The sequence below is a fragment of the Saccharospirillum sp. genome (genome assembly GCF_040881935.1).
Lineage (GTDB): Bacteria > Pseudomonadota > Gammaproteobacteria > Pseudomonadales > Natronospirillaceae > Saccharospirillum.
Map to the genome: position 1 here is coordinate 1 of NZ_JBBECH010000030.1, position 2,187 is coordinate 2,187.

Annotated in this window: 4 protein-coding genes; all 4 read left to right on the forward strand. The window is 55.1% G+C overall.

Annotated elements, in window-relative coordinates:
- A partial coding sequence (locus WEB54_RS04395) for a hypothetical protein (protein WP_368053619.1) occupies positions 1 to 294 on the forward strand: 294 nt, incomplete at its 5' end.
- Positions 276 to 608, forward strand: coding sequence for a MarR family EPS-associated transcriptional regulator (locus tag WEB54_RS04400; RefSeq protein WP_368053621.1), 333 nt, complete (start codon positions 276 to 278; stop codon positions 606 to 608). The genes WEB54_RS04395 and WEB54_RS04400, both read left to right, overlap by 19 nt.
- 32 nt (positions 609 to 640) lie before the next feature.
- Positions 641 to 1,693, forward strand: a complete 1,053-nt coding sequence (gene rfbB, locus WEB54_RS04405) for a dTDP-glucose 4,6-dehydratase (RefSeq protein ID WP_368053623.1) — start codon at positions 641 to 643, stop codon at positions 1,691 to 1,693.
- The coding region (locus WEB54_RS04410; RefSeq protein ID WP_368053625.1) for an NAD(P)-dependent oxidoreductase at positions 1,690 to 2,187 on the forward strand (498 nt) is incomplete at its 3' end. The genes rfbB and WEB54_RS04410, both read left to right, overlap by 4 nt.

Genomic DNA, 2,187 nt, shown 5'->3' on the forward strand with positions numbered 1-2,187 from the left:
AGCTCACAGCTCACAGCTCACAGCTCACAGCTCACAGCTCACAGCTCACAGCTCACAGCTCTTATTCCAAGCCTGGATGGCAACAACCAAAAGAATCCAGATAATGCTAAAAAAGCTATCAGACAAGCTAAGACAGTAGGCTTGGTCTATGGATTTCTTCCATCTTTTAATGTTTTACGTCAGTTAATGTTTAGCGTCTTTTATTGTGTTACGTCTTTCAATGTTTCGCGTCCCTTAATGTCCCACGTCTTTCAATGTCCTGCGGCCTTTAAAAAATGCTATCCGACGAACTAAGATACCAACTACTCCGAACCCTGGAACGCAACCCGGAAATGACCCAGCGCCAAATGGCCAGGGAACTTGGCTTAAGCCTGGGCAAAGTCAACTATTGCCTGAAGGCCTTGCTGGATAAGGGTTGGATAAAAGCGGGTAATTTCAAGAAAAACCCGAATAAAATCGGCTATGCCTATATCCTGACACCCGGTGGTATAGAGGAAAAAGCCAATGCCACGGTTCGATTCCTAAAGCGAAAGCTGGAAGAGCATGAGAAAGTACAACGAGAAATCGAACAATTAAGGTCAGAGGTCAGCAATAACCTGGGCCCATAAAATTTACGGCAACAAACGAGTAAAAAATAGCGATGAAGTTACTTATAACGGGTGGGGCAGGCTTTATTGGCTCTGCGGTGGTCAGGTATATTATTGGCAATACTGATGCGGAAGTGGTCAATCTCGACAAGCTCACCTACGCTGGCAACCTCGAAAGCCTGGCGGAAGTGAGCGGGAGCGAACGCTACGCCTTCGAACAAGTCGATATCTGCAATCGCGCCGAAGTGGACCGCGTGTTGGTTCAACACCAACCAGACGCCATCATGCACCTGGCCGCCGAAAGCCACGTAGACCGCTCCATAGACGGCCCGGCCGCCTTTATCGAAACCAACATCGTAGGCACCTACACCCTGCTGGAAGCCACCCGCCACTACTGGCAGGCACTGGAAGGCGAACGCAAAACCAACTTCCGCTTCCACCACATAAGCACAGACGAAGTCTACGGTGACCTGGAGGGCACGGATGATCTCTTTACCGAGACCACCCCCTATGCCCCAAGCAGCCCCTACAGCGCCAGCAAGGCCAGCTCAGACCACCTTGTCCGTGCCTGGCAGCGCACCTACGGCCTGCCGGTGCTGATCACCAACTGCAGCAACAACTACGGCCCCTACCACTTCCCGGAAAAGCTCATCCCGCTGGTGATCCTCAACGCCCTGGAAGGCAAGCCGCTGCCCATTTACGGCAAAGGCGACCAGATCCGCGATTGGCTGTACGTAGCAGACCACGCCCGCGCCCTCTATACAGTGGTCACCAAAGGCAAACCCGGCGAAACCTACAACATCGGCGGCCATAACGAAAAACAGAACATCGAGGTAGTGCACACCCTCTGCGACACCCTCCAGGAGCTGCGCCCGCAGGCAATGCCTTACCGGGAACTGATCACCACCGTAAAAGACCGCCCCGGCCACGATAAGCGCTACGCCATCGACGCCAGTAAAATCGAGAAGGAACTGGGCTGGGTGCCGCAAGAAACCTTCGAAACCGGCATCCGCAAAACCGTGCAGTGGTGCTTAGATAATCTCGACTGGTGTCAGCGTGTGCAGGATGGTAGCTACCAGCGGGAGCGGTTGGGGTCAGGCGAATGAACATCTTACTCCTAGGCAAAACCGGCCAGGCAGGCTTCGAACTCCACCGAACCCTCTCCCCCCTGGGCACTATCACTGCCCCCGGCAGGGAAGAACTGGACCTGGCCAGCGAGAAGTCCGTAGCTGGCTACCTTGCCAGCACCCAGCCAGACTTAATCGTCAACGCCGCGGCCTGGACAGCCGTAGACGCCGCCGAAGAGCAGCAGGAAGCGGCGAAGCGCCTTAACGCTGGCCTGCCTGAGCAGTTGGCCAACTACTCTGCCGCAAACAACGCCCGCCTGGTCCACTACAGTAGCGACTACGTCTACCCTGGCGATGGCGAGAAACCCTGGCAGGAAACCAGCCCCACTGGCCCGTTGAGCCACTACGGCAAAACCAAACTCGAAGGGGACCAGGCCATCGAACAAAGCGGCGCAGACTACCTGATCTTCCGCACCAGCTGGGTCTACAGCGCCCGCGGTAACAACTTCATGAAAACCATGCTGCGCCTGGCC